Genomic DNA, 13923 nt, shown 5'->3' with positions numbered 1-13923 from the left:
GTTTACGGCCAGCCCTCCGGCTTTTCCGGTTGTGTGGGGGCCTTAGATTTGTCACTCTTATCGCCCATATAAAGCTCAACGAAATCCGTGACAGAGACGTGCCTATGGTGTGGAACGGCCTTAAAAACAGAGCGTCCGGCTGGCTGAAGCCTCTGGCGGCGGCCTCGCTGATGACTCTGGCCGTCACGGGTCTTGCCCCCAAGGCGCAGGCACAGACCGTCATCCGCGATACCGAGATCGAGCGCTTCCTGCATAAGGAAACGCGCGGCATTCTGACCGCGTCGGGCCTCAATGCCGATCAGGTGCAGTTCCTGCTGATCGCTGATCAGTCGATCAACGCCTTTGCCACCTCGCGTCAGATTATCGGCCTCAATACCGGCATGATCGGTGAAGCCGAAACGCCCAATGAGCTGTTCGGCGTCATCGCCCACGAAGCCGGCCACCAGGCGGCCGGTCACACCGTGCGCTCCGACGAAATCTATCAGGCGGCCAAGGCCCCGATGGCCATTTCACTGGGACTGGGCATTATCGCCATTCTGGCCGGGGCCGGGGATGCAGGCGTGGGCCTTCTGGGTTCATCGCAGACCTTCGGCACGCTGGGGGCGCTGCGCTATATGCAGACGCAGGAATCCGCCGCCGACATCGCGGGCGTCAAGGCGCTGGAGCGTGCGGGCATGTCCGGCCGCGGTCTGGTCGAATTTTTCGACAAGCTGCGCAATTACGAGACCTTTTCCAACGCCGAGCGCTATCAGTATTTCCGCACCTACCCCCTGTCGCGTGACCGCGTGGCCACGCTGCGCCGCCTGGTCGAGCAGCAACCGCACAAGGACGCGGTGGACTCACCGGAACTGATCGCCGAATTCAGCATCGTCAAGGCCAAGCTGTCGGGCTTCCTCGATCACCCGCAAAAGGTGTTCATGCGCTACCCCGAAAACGACCGCTCCTACCCGGCCCGCTACGCCCACGTCATTGCGTGGTACAAGCAGACCGAGGTGAAAAAGGCGCTGGCCGAACTGGATCAGCTTCTGACCGAACAGCCGAACAACCCCTATCTGTGGGAACTGAAAGGGCAGATCTATTTCGAAACGGGCCAGACGGCGCTCTCCATCCCAGCACACCGCAAATCGGTGGAACTGCTGCCTGATGCGCCGCTGTTGATGGTCAATCTGGGGCAGGCCCTGATCGCTGCCGGCGGGGACGACAATCTGCGCGAAGGGATCGACCGGCTCAACGCCTCGCTGAAATACGAACCCGACAACAGCTTCGCCTGGAACCTGCTGGCGCAGGGCTATGACGGTCTGAAAATGCCGGGTCAGGCGCGTCTGGCCTCCGCCGAAGCCGAATTCTATCAGGGCAATATCCCGCAGGCCCGCACCTTCGCCGTGTGGTCGCAGAAAAACCTGCCCAAGGATTCCGTCGAATACCGCCGCGCCCGCGACATCGTCCTGACCACCTCCTCGCTCATGGGTATCGACCCGGTGGAGGAAGAAACCCGCCTTCGCCGCTAAGAAAGTTGATAAGTGACCGATACCCCCGAGACGCCGACGCCTGCACCCGAAACCCAAACAGAGGCGCCCGCCCCCGCCCCGCGTGAGCCCCTGCTCAGCAAGGCCAATCTGGCGCTGGCTCTGGCAACCGGGGCCTTTGTGCTGGCGTTAGCGCCGTACGTCCTGCCCAATATTCAGGGCCTGATCGTGCGCGGCGGCCTGATGACGCGGCCCGAAGTGCTGGTCGATGCCTCGACGGCTCTGCGTGAAAAGCAGGACGCCGAAACGCGCAAGAGCGTCGAAACCGCCATCAAGGCCAATGAAGGCTCAATCATCGCCGCCGATGATCCCATCCTTGGCAACCCGTCAGCGCCCATCACCATTATCGAATTCCACGACTATCTGTGCGGAGCCTGCCGCGCCAGACACCCCAGCCTGCTGAGCTTCCTCAAGGCCAATCCCGACGTGCGCGTGGTGGTCAAGGAATATCCGATCATCGGCAAGGACAATTCGCGCGTTCTGGCCGCCCTCGCCCTCGCCGCGCGCGATACCGGCCACTACGCCGCCGTGCACAACGCCCTCTATAGCCACGAACTCAGCTCTCAGGCCGATGTCGATGCGGCCCTCACCGCCGCCGGGGTCAACCCGGCCGAATTGCACGCCAAGGCGCAGTCGCCCGCCATTCAGACCAAGATCGAGGAAACCCTGCAACTGGGGTACAAGTTGGGCATCGCAGCGACGCCCAACTTCATCGTCGATGGCGTACTGGTCAATGGCGGCGATATCCCGCAACTCCAGACTCTGGTGACGGCGGCGCGTCAGAAGGCCAAGTAAGAGAAAAGACGAAGTAAGCGAAGAGACTTTGCCCCCAGACCCCCAATAGGGGTTTCACGCGAATCTATCCCCGCGCGTTCAACCCGTGTCATCATGGGCGCATGGATGTCCACGCGCAAAACAAGGCGGAACTGAGAGCGATGCTGGCCGAGCGTCGTGCGGCCTTGCGCGACTATGCCGACAAGGTGCTGGGTCACGTGACCGCGCTGTCGAAACCGGAAACCGCGCTCGAAGCCGAACGCACGGCCCGCGCCGTCATGGCGGCCGACAGCATGTTGTGTCAACTCTTTGCCCCGCCGCCAGAGCCGAAATCACTCAAAGCCGCTGCCCGCACCCTCGCTTCTGACGACGCGGAAGAAGCGAAACCGCAACGTTACGGTCTGAGAAACTATACCATCGACGAACAAGCGGCTCAGAAACTGGCTTTGGAACGCGCCGAGGCCGAACTGAACCGTCAGAGTCACTACGAAACCCACCGTAGCGAAATGTTTGATAAGCTCGTCACCATTGCCAAGGGGATGCACCTCGCCTTGTGGCGCGACGAAGGCTATGTCGAAGCCGATGTCACCAAGCTCATGAACCTGTGGGGTGAGTATTACAAACGCATCCTCGAAGAGACGGGTCAGCCGCCGGACACCGAACTGCGTCGCCACCCGGCCATCTTCGCTCCCGACTATCACCGGGAACATCTCGAAAGGCTGAAAAAGGGAGAAAGGACCGCTCCCTCATCAATGGCGATAAAATCGTACCATCAATCACCGGGACTAAACATTTAACCCGCCTTCAGAAGGCCCTGAATGCTGGTTTTCATACGCTCGGCATGGCCGGACAGGCCGGATGCGGTTTCCTGAACGCTGGAGGCCAGGGCGCCCGTTTCCGTGGCCGAATGCGAAACATTGCCGATATTGCTCGACATCTGCTGGGTGGTGGCTGCCTGCTCTTCCATCGCGCCGGCCATGGAGGTCGTCAGGCCCGACAGTTCGGCCACAGCGTTGGAGATTTCTTCGACCGACTTCACCGCTTCGTGGCTCGACGTCTGAATGGCCAGCACCTGCTGGGTGATCTCGTCCGTCGCCTTGCTGGTCTGTGAGGCCAGAGCCTTGACTTCGGAGGCCACGACGGCGAAGCCTCGGCCCGCCTCGCCCGCGCGCGCCGCTTCGATGGTGGCGTTGAGCGCCAGCAGATTGGTCTGGGCGGCAATGTCCTTGATCAGAGCCACCACCGAGTCCACTTGGCTCGCATTGTCGGCCAGCGCCTTGACTCGATCATCCATCGACTGTGCCTGAGAGGCGATTTCCGACGCGCGGTCGGATACCCGCGTCACCTGCGTCACGATTTCGTGGATGGCGCTCGACATCTGCTCCGCACCGGCAGCCGCCGAAGCCGCCTGCTGGCTGGCGTTTTCGGCCGCGTCACGCAGGCCCTGAGAGGAATCGCTCATCGACATCGAGGAGGCCAGAAGGGCATCGGCCACACTCGTCACCTCACTGGCGACGGTCTCCTGTGCGGTAATCACCGCCCAAGTCAGCATGGGGCCGATATAGGCACCGAAGGAGTCCTTGATCGCCGTGATCTGAAGCCGCAGCACTTCCGGGCCAATCTTGATCTTGGTCGAAAAGGGCAGCATGGCGTCGGTGGTCAGCATACGCCGTTGATGTTCGGGATTTTTGTGGAACACGTCCACCGATGAACCCAGCATCTGGTTGACCTTGATGGGCAGGAACTGTTCGATCGACTTCAGCGTTTTTTTGGAAGTTTCGTTGAGATAATTGATCTTGAAGTCGTTTTTCGGATCAACCGTCATGACCGCCACAGGCATACCGTCGATCATGGTCAGAAGGCGCGTCACTTCGTTCTTCTTGTCGGTAATGTCGAAGGCGAACTTCGTCACCGAGGCCACGCGGCCGTTATCGTCAAAGACGGGGCAATAGCTGGCCTCCAGCCACACCTGACGCCCGGCCTTGTTGAGGCGCTTGAACTCTCCCTTTTGCGGCTTGCCGGCGCGCAAAGCCTCCCAGAACTGACGGTAATCCGATGATTGCGCGTAGTCCGCTTCGATGAACATGCGGTGATGCTGTCCCGCGACCTCCGCCAGCGTATAGCCGACGACAGACAGAAAGCTCTCATTGGCGCGGATAATGCTGCCGTCAGGCTTGAATTCGATAACCGCCATGGAGGTTTCCACGGCTTTAAGGATGTTTTCTGCTGTAACGCCGTTCCCCCGGCTGGAGACTTTATTGGTTTTGTTGAAAAGCACGGCCGACCCTCCCGTCGCCACTTTATGTACGCACTTCGCACAGAGTGTCGCCGAGTCGTTAACGAGGGAATAACATCGTTACAATTTTTGGAGGTTATATACGCTGCCGTGGTCACGCTGGTTCACTGACCACCGGAAAAAACGCTCTTTTTTCACAAAAAAGAGCGGCCCCGTTTCCAGAGCCACTCTTTATCATCTTTAGTCTTTATGAAATGGGCCAGTTCGCCCCGACTCAAGCCGCACCGCCGCCACGCTTTTCCGCATAGATCAGCAGCGGTTGAGCGCGTTCTTCGACCACCTCGGCATTGATCACCACCTCTTCGACGCCCTGCATGTTGGGCAGTTCGTACATGGTGTCGAGCAGTATGCCTTCGAGGATCGAACGCAGGCCGCGCGCGCCGGTCTTGCGCACAATGGCCTTCTTGGCGACGGCAAACAGGGCCTCGTCCGTGAAGGTCAGGGTGACGTTTTCCATCTCGAACAGGCGGGCATATTGCTTGACCAGCGCGTTCTTCGGCTCGGTCAGAATCTTGACCAGAGTCGCCTCGTCGAGGTCTTCCAGCGTCGCCAGAACCGGCAGACGACCGATAAATTCCGGGATCAGGCCGAACTTCATCAGGTCATCGGGTTCGACCTGATGCAGGACTTCGCCCAGACGGCGTTCTTCCGGGTCCTTGACGGTGGCGCCAAAGCCGATTGAGGTGCCCTTGCCACGGCCCGAAATAATCTTTTCCAGACCGGCGAAGGCCCCGCCGCAGATGAACAGGATATTGGTCGTATCGACCTGCAGGAATTCCTGCTGCGGATGCTTGCGCCCGCCCTGCGGCGGTACGGAGGCGACGGTGCCTTCCATGATCTTGAGCAGGGCCTGCTGCACGCCTTCGCCCGACACGTCGCGGGTGATGGAGGGGTTGTCAGACTTACGCGAAATCTTATCGACTTCGTCGATATAGACGATACCGCGCTGGGCGCGTTCGACATTGTAATCGGCGGCCTGAAGCAGTTTCAGGATGATGTTTTCAACGTCTTCACCGACATAACCGGCTTCGGTCAGGGTGGTGGCGTCGGCCATCGTAAACGGCACGTCGATAATACGCGCAAGCGTCTGCGCCAGCAGGGTCTTACCCGAGCCGGTGGGCCCGATCAGCATGATGTTCGACTTGGCCAGTTCCACGTCATTGCCCTTGGCCGCGTGGTTCAGGCGCTTGTAGTGATTGTGCACGGCGACCGACAGGACCTTCTTGGCCTGCGCCTGACCGATGACATAATCGTCAAGAACTTCGCGGATTTCCTTCGGCGTCGGCACGCCGTCCTTGGATTTCACGAAGGCGATCTTGTGCTCTTCACGAATGATATCCATGCACAGTTCGACGCATTCATCACAGATGAAAACGGTCGGACCGGCAATGAGTTTGCGCACCTCGTGCTGGCTCTTTCCGCAGAAGGAGCAGTAGAGGGTGCTCTTGCTGTCGCCACTGGCGGCTTTCGTCATAAGCGCTTCTCACCTTCGTTTGCGCCGGCCGTTTCCCTCTCCGGAGAAAAAGCCGAGGCACTATTCAACCGATACTATGCACCTTTGACCCTTAAGAAAAGGTCATTCCGGTACGATTTTGGGCCAGACCCACACCGCTTTGGCCATCTATGCACAGATTAGACCAGCCCTCAACCACCCCCGCGCCGCAAGCTATGGTTAAGGGGCTTTTTTGCGAACCCTGTTGCCTATATGGGGAGAGGGAACCGGATTGTCAGCCATGCCCCTCCCCGTCCACGCCTTCGATTTCGACGGCACCCTGACCTATAAAGACAGCTTTACCGCCTTTCTGGTGTGGCAATGTGGCCATGCCCGGCTAGCCCTCGCCTTTGTGCGCCACCCCTACATGCTGACGGACTATCTGCGCACCCGTGACCGGGGGGCGCTGAAATCGCATCTGCTGTTTCACCTGATGGGGCCCGTCCGCCGGGACGATCTGCAAGCGCGCTTTACCGCTTTTGCCGACGCGATGGGGGATCGCCTGTTCCGCCCGGACGCCCTTCACACCTGGGCCGAGGTGGGGCAACACGCCGAAAGGGTGATCGTCACCGCCTCCCCGGAAATGCTGGTGGGGGAATTCGGCAACAGACTGGAGGCCGAGCGCACCATCGGCACGCGACTGGGGTTTGATGCTGATGACCGTCTGACGCCGCATCTGGACGGTCTGAACTGTCGCAGCGAAGAAAAGATGCGTCGCCTGCGGGAAGTCTATGGCGAGGCGCTGGACCTCGAAGCGGCCTATGGAGACACAGCGGGCGACCTTGAGATGCTCAAGGCCGCCCGGCAGGGTCATTACAGACTGTTTGTCAAAAAGCCTGTTTAGGCGTTGCTGACCGGGTCGGTACGCTTTTCATAAACGTGGTCGATCAGGCCGAACTCCTTGGCTTCGGCGGCGGTCATATAACGGTCGCGGTCCAGCGTGCGCTCGATCACGTCATAGGGCTGACCCGTGTGCTTGACGTAGATTTCGTTAAGCAGCTTCTTGGTCTTGCGGATGTCTTCGGCCTGGATTTCGATGTCCGAAGCCATGCCGCGCGCCCCGCCCGACGGCTGGTGCACCATGATCTTGGAATTGGGCAGCGAGATACGCTGACCGGCTTCACCGGCTTGCAGGATCAGCGAGCCCGCCGAAGCGGCCATGCCCATGCACACGGTGGTGACCGGCGACTTGATGTACTGCATGGTGTCGTAGATCGCCAGCGCCGAGGTCACCTGACCGCCGGGGCTGTTGATATACATGGAGATTTCCTTTTTCGGGTTTTCCGATTCAAGGAACAGCAACTGGGCGCAGATCGAGGTCGCCATGCCGTCTTCGAACGGGCCGGTGAGGAAGATGATGCGTTCCTTCAGCATCCGCGAATAGATGTCGTAGGCGCGCTCACCGCGGCTCGATTGCTCGATGACCGTGGGGATCAGGTAGCTGGTCAGGTTTTCGACTGGATCGCGCATGGAAGTCCCTAAAGCGTTATGGGTTATGAGACCGCATCTAAGGCTGATTTGATTAACCGAAGGTGTGCGCAGTCCCTGTCGCGTTTAAATTGGCAATTTGCCTGCGCGTTTTCAAGTGGAGAAACGCCCAGATCAGGCCTTGGGCTTTTTAGCCGTCTTACAATCGATGACCGCACATACGCGCTTTTTTATATCTTCCTGAAACTCTGGCAACAAGTCCATGGCAATTTTCGTGGCTTTAGGCATTACCAGAGGCATTTTCTCTAGGATTTTCTTGCCACGCGGGTCCTCATAGAAAGACACCATGTATTCCAGCTCTTCCAATGTGTAGACCTCTGCGTATATTTCCGCGGAACGATCCATCATTTTCACCATGTAGGCGGAAGTCGCGTCCAATGAGGCCTGCATAAGCTTCTGAGCTTTTTCCTCATCCAATTCAGGATTGTCGCGCTTCATCTGTTCGACCATAGCTGGTCCCATGGAGCCAGTGACCTGAGACATCATTTTTTCAAAATCTATCGCTTTGAAATAACGCTTCACCAGCGCGATCTTTTCCGGCGTGGCGGCTTCCTGAGCCATGGCCGAAGGCGCCAGCCCGGCGGCGGCGAAAAACAGTGTGACAGCGATCAGAAAACGGCGCATGGCCTTCCCCCCTAAAAAAATGACAGCCTTGCATAGCAGATACAAACGGCGTGCCCACAAAAAAGCGCAGGAGAGGCTTCTCCTGCGCTTTTCTTATTCCGGCAATACCGTCGAAACGGGATCAGTCCTCTTCGTCGGCCAGCAGGTCTTCCTTGCTGATCGGCTCTTCGCTCACCTTGGCGATGGCGAAGATGTGATCGACGACCTTTTCTTCATAGATCGGGGCGCGGATCTGAGCGGCGGCGGCGGGGTTCTGACGATAGAACTCGAACACCTGACGTTCCTGACCGGGGAAGTTGCGGGCTTCGCGAGCGATGGCCTGCGCCACTTCCTGCTCAGACACCTGCACATTGTTCTTGGTGCCGATTTCGGCGAGGACCAGACCGAGGCGCACGCGGCGCTCGGCGATCTTCATATATTCGCCCTTCAGTTCGTCTTCCGACTTGGCGGCGTCTTCTTCGGACAGTTGACCAGCGGCCTTGTCCTGCTCGACCTGCTGCCAGATGCCGGCAAATTCGGCGTCCAGCATCTTCTTCGGCAGCTCGAACGAATGCTTTTCGTCGAGGATGTCCAGCAGGGCGCGCTTCATCTTGAAACGGGCGGCCTGCGCGTATTGCTGCTGCAACTGGCCCTTGAGCAGGTCCTTCAGCGCGTCAAGACCTTCGAGGCCGAGGCCCTTGGCCCACTCATCATCAGCCACGGCGTCCTTGGGGGCCGAGATTTCGTGCACGGTGGTTTCAAAGGTCGCTGCCTTGCCGGCCAGATTGGCCGCGCCGTAATCAGCCGGGAAGGTCACGTTCAGCACGCGCTCTTCGCCCTTCTTGGCGCCGATCAGTTGCTCTTCGAAGCCCGGAATGAACTGGCCCGAGCCGATGACCAGCTCAGCGCCTTCCATCGAGCCACCTTCGAAGACTTCGCCGTCGATCTTGCCCACGAAGTCGATCTTCAGCTTGTCGCCGTCCGCCGCCTTGGGGGCCTTGCCGCCCTTGGGCTCATACGACTTGGTTTGCTTGAGGATGTTTTCGAGTTGCTCGTTCACTTCCTCATCGGTCGGCTCATAGACCGGACGCTTCAGTTCGAGGGTCGAAGGATCGACCGGCTCGAATTCCGGCATTTGCTCGACCGAGATTTCATAGGCCAGGTCGGCCTCGCCCTTGATCACGGCGTCGATGTCGCCGATGGGGTTCAGTTCCGGCTGGCTGGCCGGGCGCACCTTGTGCTGCTCCAGCGTCGCCTGCGAGGTTTCGTTGAGCTGCTCCTGAAGGACTTCGCTCATCAGTTCCTTGCCATACAGCTTGCGAACGTGCGCCGCGGGCACCTTGCCCGGACGGAAGCCCTTGATTTGCATCTTGGGCGCGATGTCCTTGATCTTGGCGTCCAGCTTGGCGGCCAGGACGTCCTTGGCCACGGTCACATGATAGACGCGCGACAGACCTTCATTCAGTTTTTCAACGACTTGCATCGATCTATTTTACCTGTTGCGAAGGGCAGCTACCGAACATCGCGTTCGTTCCGCGGTTCGCCGTTAGAGACAAACAACCGCCCGCGCAGACCGCGGGCGGCAAATTTAAAGATGCGCTCTTATGGCATGAGCGGGGATAAGGTCAACGATAAAAGACGGTTGCCGCCTTTTAAACCTGCGCCTTTTCCGGCTCCGGGTCGCCCAGTTGGCCTTCCCACTTGGCCACCACCGCCGAGGCGACGGTATTGCCCACCACATTGGTTGCCGAGCGGCCCATGTCGAGCAGGTGATCAACCCCTAGCACGATGGCGATCCACGCATCGGGCAGGCCGAAATAGCTGAGCGTCGCCATAATGACGACCAGCGAGGCACGCGGCACACCGGCGATCCCTTTAGAGGTGACGAGCAGCAGGAACAGCATCATCACCAGTTGCCCTGTGGTGAAATCGACCCCGTGCGCCTGCGCGATAAACAGGGTGGCGAAGGTGCAGTAGATCATCGAGCCGTCGAGGTTGAACGAATAGCCCAGCGGCAGGACGAAGGAGACGATCTTGCGCGACACGCCGACCTTGGGCAGGCCGTCGAGCAGCTTGGGATAGGCGGCTTCGGACGAAGCGGTCGAAAAGGCCAGCAGCGCCGGCTCACGCGACGCCGCCAGAATTTTGAAGATGCGCCCGCCAACAAAGATCAGACCGGCCAGAATCAGCACGATCCACAGCACGCCCAGCGCCGAATAGAAGCCGCCGATGAACTTGGCATAGGTGACGAGGATGGGCAGGCCCTGCTTGGCCACCGTCGCCGCCAGCGAACCGAAGATGGCGAACGGCGCGAACTTCATCACCAGTTCGGTCACCTTGAGCATGATCGACGCGCCCTGTTCGGCCAGGCGCATGATGTCGGGCGACTTGTCATCCAGCATGGCGATGGCAGTGCCGACGAACACCGAGAAGACAACGATCTGAAGGATCTCGTTCTTGGCCATGGCGTCGATGATCGACGATGGAATCATGTGGGTGATGAAGGATTCCAGCGTGAAGTTCGAGGTGTTGGGGGCGTTGATGGCGTCCGCTGCGGTTTGCAGGTTCATACCTGCGCCCGGCTGCAACCACTCGACCATCACGATACCGAGCAACAGCGACACGATGGAGGCCGCGATGAACCAGCCCAGCGCCTTGCCGCCGATGCGACCCACGGCCGCCGCGTCTTCCATATGGCCAATCCCCGCCACCAGCGTGAACAGCACCAAGGGCGCAATGATCATCTTGATCAGCAGCAGAAAGACCTTGGTCAGCAGGCCATAGATCGAAATGGCCTGTTCGAGTTGCGCCGCATCCAGATACTGGTTGCTGGCCCATCCGGTGGCCACACCCAGCACCATGGCCGCGATGATAAAGAGGGCGAACTTGTTTTTCACGGAGGGCTCCGGTTAAGCTAATTGCACCCGACACTACCCATGTGCGGCGTATTAGCAAGGGGTACGCCCCATGAATCCATTCACCGCACAGGAAACCGGTCCTGAATTCAGGCCCCTGCGCGCGGGGTTTGGGCGGCCGCAGGCTTGCTCTGCGGTCAGAATCGGCGGCGGATTCCGTCCATGTCAGACGCCGCCCATGCCCTGAAAAATCGCTATTTTGACCGCCGCAATGCCCAATTGCGTCAGTCGGCAGGGCCTGACCGCGCCGCTCAGGGCGAACGGGAATGGCGCACGCTGGAAACCCTCACCCGCCTGAGCGGCTATGGCGACGTGATGCAGCCCTCCACCGGGCGTGTCGTCGATGCCGGATGCGGCGACCGCTATCTGGAAAGCGGTGCCGCCGCGCGCGGCTTCGCTTATCAGGGTTACGATATCGACACGCTGAACTTCGAAAGCGACGCCTTTCCGCTGGAGGCGCAAAGCCTTGACCTGTTTGTGTCTCTGGCGGTGATCGAACATCTGCGCGATCCCGGCCTGTTCCTCTCCGAGGCCTTGCGCCTTCTGCGCCCCGGTGGTGCGGTGGTCATCTCTACCCCCAACTTCCAGCAGGATTTCCGCAACTTCTATAACGACCCGACCCACGTCAAACCCTACACCCCCCACAGTCTGGCCCTTGTGCTGAAGCTGGCCGGTTTTGCGGACGTTCAGGTCTATCCGGGCCTAAGATGCAAGCCGGACTGGTACTATCAGGGGAACAACCGCTTCTGGAAGGCGCGCTATCTGCTGCCGTTTCGCGGCGATAACCGACTGGCGCCCGACTGGCTCAAAGGCCGCGCGACCTCCATGTTCGCCATAGGACGAAAGCCCCTGTGAAGATCACCCACCTGAACAATTCGTTCCTGATGATCGAAGCGGGCGGCACGCGCCTCCTGTGCGACCCGTGGGCGGGCGTCGCCAATGAAGGCGGCTGGCACAGCTTTCCGGAATATGACCCCGATGCGCTTCACGCCTTCATGCGCTCGGCAGACGCCGTCTATATTTCGCACATCCACGCCGATCACTTCGACCCGGCCCTGCTCAAAGCCTCAGGTGTTCTCGATAAGCCTTTCATCATAAAGGACTTCACCAGCAAGACGCTCAAAAACCGTCTTCTCAGACTGGGGGCCACGCGGGTGATCGAACTGGCCGGCCTGACGCGGTTTGATTTAGGCGGCCTGTCGCTGAGTATCGTGCCTCAGATGACCAGCAATAGCGGGGGCTTTGAGGATCAGATTGACTACGATCTCGATACCTCGCTTATCGTGCATGGTGACGGCCTGACCCTGTTCAATCAGGTCGACAATCCCCTCTCGCTCGATAACTACCGCACGGTACGCGACTACATTGCACGCACCTATGGGGCGCTGGACGCCGCCTGCCTGATGACCGGAGCCGCCAGCGGCTATCCCCAGCATTTTGTCAATATTGATCGTCCCGCCGAACAGGCCGCCGTTATTGCGCGCTCCCTCGACAAGTTTTCGGCCATTATCGACGTGCTGCAACCGCGTCTCTACATACCGGCGGGCGGCACCTATGTCGTACCGGGACGCTTTGCGCCCCTCAACCGCTGGGTGGCTCAACCGACTTTTCCGGCCCTGCACCAAAGGCTCAGCGGGCGAGCGCAGGCCTTTGATATCGAAGGCGGTCGTTGCCTGGACCTCAGTGATCTGACGCTCAGCCAGCCCCTCAGCCCCCTGCCCCGAAGCAAGGCCGAAGCCGTTAAGGCCCATGCCTCCGATCCCTATCCGCACGACGATTTCGACGACAGTGACGTGGATGCGGCCGCGCTCGACGCCCTGTTTGCAGACGCCTATGCCCGCTACAGCGCCCGTATGGCGCAAGGCGGCGTGATCATCGGTCAGACCGTCACCTTTATCCTGCACGAACGCCTGAGCGTGGACGCCGACGGGTTGCCATCGGATGACATTATCGGGCGTTTCACTCTCAGCGACCACCGGGCCGAAGGCCACGTCTTCAACATTCATCTGGACCGCAAGCTGTTTATCAAAGGGCTGTCGGGGCGGTCGAACTGGAACCAGCTCCTCAGTCTGGCCCTGTTTGAACGCACACCCAACCTCCACATGCCGACGGTCGATTTCAGCCTGAACTATCTGGTCTGCGGCCCGGCTCCTGCTGGATAATCAGCCGTGCGCCAGTTCGATCAACGCATCGACGGTCCTCAGATTGCGCGCCGTCAGTTCCGCCTTGAGGAAGCGCGGCAGCTTTTCGGCCACCACAGACTTGCCAAAGCCTTGCGGCGTGTACAGATAAAAGACCCCCTCCCCCATGTGGAACCGCTCGCCCTGTGTAGCCAGCGCCGCGAGTCCGTCAGGGTCATAGGTCTTTATCCCGCCCTTGATGAACATCAGATGCACCTGTTTGTGGCCATCCTCTCCCTCCGGCACGTAGAGGCAGGCCTGACGCGCGGCGCGGACCTGCTCCAGGCTCAGCACGTGGCAAACGGACGTAAACCCAAACCGCGCCCCTATGTCGGCGGTAATCAGGTCGGGCAGGCTTTCGGCGGCCCTGTCGCTTTCAAAGACGGCATTGCCGCTCTGGATATAGGTACGGGGATTGCAGAGACCCAGTGCCGCAAGGCTTTCGCGCCAATCTTTCATCGGCAGTTTGTTATTGCCACCGACATTCACCCCGCGCAGCAGCGCCACATAGACCGTCATGCCCGCCTCCTTTTGTCTTAAGCCGTGATAAGGCGCTGATGGGCGATTAGCCACAGCTTTTTCCGCCCACAGATAGCAATTGCACCACGCCCCCTAGCCAAAGCGAACCGATATGTCTAAAGGAGAGCCA

General features: G+C 59.7%; 13 protein-coding genes. 6 read left to right on the top strand and 7 right to left on the bottom strand.

All coding sequences use genetic code 11. The features are described 5' to 3' along the window. Window positions 1-104 precede the first annotated feature (104 nt). The 3 genes from EM6_RS13565 to EM6_RS13555 all read left to right on the top strand — a co-directional run bounded on the left by EM6_RS13565 (window position 105) and on the right by EM6_RS13555 (window position 3097). On the top strand, window positions 105-1508 hold the full coding sequence (locus tag EM6_RS13565) for a M48 family metalloprotease (protein ID WP_126423690.1): 1404 nt from the start codon (window positions 105-107) through the stop codon (window positions 1506-1508). Between the two features lie 12 nt (window positions 1509-1520). Beyond that, entirely contained in the window at window positions 1521-2321 is an 801-nt protein-coding gene (locus EM6_RS13560) for a thioredoxin domain-containing protein (RefSeq protein WP_126423689.1), read from the top strand. A 101-nt stretch (window positions 2322-2422) separates the two neighbouring features. Continuing rightward, window positions 2423-3097 carry a hypothetical protein gene (locus EM6_RS13555; protein WP_126423688.1) on the top strand — a complete coding sequence of 225 codons (675 nt, stop codon included), beginning with the start codon at window positions 2423-2425 and terminating at the stop codon, window positions 3095-3097. Here the strand turns inward: EM6_RS13555 and EM6_RS13550 are convergent. Further along, window positions 3094-4494 carry a methyl-accepting chemotaxis protein gene (locus EM6_RS13550; RefSeq protein WP_126423687.1) on the bottom strand — a complete coding sequence of 467 codons (1401 nt, stop codon included), beginning with the start codon at window positions 4492-4494 and terminating at the stop codon, window positions 3094-3096. The genes EM6_RS13555 and EM6_RS13550 overlap by 4 nt on opposite strands. A 316-nt stretch (window positions 4495-4810) precedes the next feature. Then, entirely contained in the window at window positions 4811-6070 is a 1260-nt protein-coding gene (gene clpX, locus EM6_RS13545; RefSeq protein ID WP_013480180.1) for an ATP-dependent Clp protease ATP-binding subunit ClpX, read from the bottom strand. A 259-nt stretch (window positions 6071-6329) separates the two neighbouring features. Here clpX and EM6_RS13540 point away from each other — a divergent pair, with 259 nt between their 5' ends. Beyond that, window positions 6330-6932 (top strand): HAD-IB family phosphatase, encoded by a 603-nt coding sequence (locus EM6_RS13540; RefSeq protein WP_126423686.1) that lies wholly within the window; start codon window positions 6330-6332, stop codon window positions 6930-6932. On the opposite strand, the gene EM6_RS13535 is transcribed toward EM6_RS13540, so the two are convergent. From EM6_RS13535 to EM6_RS13520, 4 genes are all read right to left on the bottom strand, one after another. Continuing rightward, window positions 6929-7558 (bottom strand): ATP-dependent Clp protease proteolytic subunit, encoded by a 630-nt coding sequence (locus tag EM6_RS13535; protein ID WP_013480178.1) that lies wholly within the window; start codon window positions 7556-7558, stop codon window positions 6929-6931. The genes EM6_RS13540 and EM6_RS13535 overlap by 4 nt on opposite strands. A 132-nt stretch (window positions 7559-7690) precedes the next feature. Then, entirely contained in the window at window positions 7691-8200 is a 510-nt protein-coding gene (locus tag EM6_RS13530; RefSeq protein ID WP_126423685.1) for a DUF2059 domain-containing protein, read from the bottom strand. Window positions 8201-8321: 121 nt separating this feature from the next. Next, window positions 8322-9662 (bottom strand): trigger factor, encoded by a 1341-nt coding sequence (gene tig, locus EM6_RS13525; protein ID WP_126423684.1) that lies wholly within the window; start codon window positions 9660-9662, stop codon window positions 8322-8324. A 169-nt stretch (window positions 9663-9831) separates the two neighbouring features. Beyond that, window positions 9832-11076, bottom strand: coding sequence for a dicarboxylate/amino acid:cation symporter (locus EM6_RS13520; RefSeq protein ID WP_126423683.1), 1245 nt, complete (start codon window positions 11074-11076; stop codon window positions 9832-9834). 180 nt (window positions 11077-11256) lie between these two features. Between EM6_RS13520 and EM6_RS13515 the strand changes: the two genes are divergently transcribed. Both EM6_RS13515 and EM6_RS13510 read left to right on the top strand, forming a co-directional pair. Then, window positions 11257-11949, top strand: coding sequence for a class I SAM-dependent methyltransferase (locus tag EM6_RS13515; RefSeq protein ID WP_126423682.1), 693 nt, complete (start codon window positions 11257-11259; stop codon window positions 11947-11949). Continuing rightward, window positions 11946-13256 (top strand): MBL fold metallo-hydrolase, encoded by a 1311-nt coding sequence (locus tag EM6_RS13510; RefSeq protein WP_126423681.1) that lies wholly within the window; start codon window positions 11946-11948, stop codon window positions 13254-13256. Before EM6_RS13515 ends, EM6_RS13510 begins: the two co-directional genes overlap by 4 nt. On the opposite strand, the gene EM6_RS13505 is transcribed toward EM6_RS13510, so the two are convergent. Next, complete coding sequence (locus EM6_RS13505) at window positions 13257-13793, bottom strand: DUF1697 domain-containing protein (RefSeq protein WP_126423680.1); 537 nt, start codon at window positions 13791-13793, stop codon at window positions 13257-13259. Window positions 13794-13923 lie beyond the last annotated feature (130 nt).

Source organism: Asticcacaulis excentricus (assembly GCF_003966695.1).
Lineage (GTDB): Bacteria > Pseudomonadota > Alphaproteobacteria > Caulobacterales > Caulobacteraceae > Asticcacaulis > Asticcacaulis excentricus_A.
The sequence above is the reverse complement of the archived record's forward strand: the minus strand, read 5'-3'. Positions and strand labels throughout refer to the sequence as shown.

What these genes read in the sequence shown, in the direction of transcription:
- EM6_RS13565 (WP_126423690.1), top strand. Translation starts at nt 105, where the DNA reads ATGGTGTGGAACGGCCTTAAAAACAGAGCGTCCGGCTGGCTGAAGCCT.
- EM6_RS13555 (WP_126423688.1), top strand. Translation starts at nt 2,423, where the DNA reads ATGGATGTCCACGCGCAAAACAAGGCGGAACTGAGAGCGATGCTGGCC.
- EM6_RS13550 (WP_126423687.1), bottom strand. Translation starts at nt 4,494, where the DNA reads ATGGCGGTTATCGAATTCAAGCCTGACGGCAGCATTATCCGCGCCAAT.
- clpX (WP_013480180.1), bottom strand. Translation starts at nt 6,070, where the DNA reads ATGACGAAAGCCGCCAGTGGCGACAGCAAGAGCACCCTCTACTGCTCC.
- EM6_RS13540 (WP_126423686.1), top strand. Translation starts at nt 6,330, where the DNA reads ATGCCCCTCCCCGTCCACGCCTTCGATTTCGACGGCACCCTGACCTAT.
- EM6_RS13535 (WP_013480178.1), bottom strand. Translation starts at nt 7,558, where the DNA reads ATGCGCGATCCAGTCGAAAACCTGACCAGCTACCTGATCCCCACGGTC.
- EM6_RS13530 (WP_126423685.1), bottom strand. Translation starts at nt 8,200, where the DNA reads ATGCGCCGTTTTCTGATCGCTGTCACACTGTTTTTCGCCGCCGCCGGG.
- tig (WP_126423684.1), bottom strand. Translation starts at nt 9,662, where the DNA reads ATGCAAGTCGTTGAAAAACTGAATGAAGGTCTGTCGCGCGTCTATCAT.
- EM6_RS13515 (WP_126423682.1), top strand. Translation starts at nt 11,257, where the DNA reads ATGTCAGACGCCGCCCATGCCCTGAAAAATCGCTATTTTGACCGCCGC.
- EM6_RS13505 (WP_126423680.1), bottom strand. Translation starts at nt 13,793, where the DNA reads ATGACGGTCTATGTGGCGCTGCTGCGCGGGGTGAATGTCGGTGGCAAT.